General features: G+C 72.1%; 1 protein-coding gene. It reads left to right on the top strand.

The genetic code is table 11. From position 1 onward, the window contains the following. Positions 1 to 351: tripartite tricarboxylate transporter TctB family protein (locus D9V41_RS16960; RefSeq protein WP_133434253.1), on the top strand; the 351-nt coding region annotated here is incomplete at both ends.

The raw sequence follows: 351 nt of genomic DNA, 5'->3' as shown, positions 1-351 counted from the left end.
GAGAAGCCTCCCGCTGCCGGCCCCCTCAGCACCGCGGCGGCTGCGGCCGTCGTGGTGCTGCTGGGGGCCGCGGTGATGGTCGCGTCGTTCCGACTGGGCGTCGGATCGGTCCAGCAGCCGGGCGCCGGCCTGTGGCCGCTGATGATCGGCGCGTTCCTCGTCGTCAGCTCCACCGTGCTCGTGCTGACTGCGCGGCGCTTCGACGACGCCGAGCGGTTCGTCTCCTCGAGCTGGCTCGTGCTCGTCGGGCTCGGCACGATGGTCCTCTTCGCGCTGGTCGTCGGCACCATCGGCTTCGAGATCCCCGGCGCGGTGCTGGCCTTCGTGTGGCTGCGCTTCCTGGGCAAGGAG

Origin of the sequence: Aeromicrobium phragmitis (assembly GCF_003674095.1) — a bacterium.
Lineage (GTDB): Bacteria > Actinomycetota > Actinomycetes > Propionibacteriales > Nocardioidaceae > Aeromicrobium > Aeromicrobium phragmitis.
The sequence above is the reverse complement of the archived record's forward strand: the minus strand, read 5'-3'. Positions and strand labels throughout refer to the sequence as shown.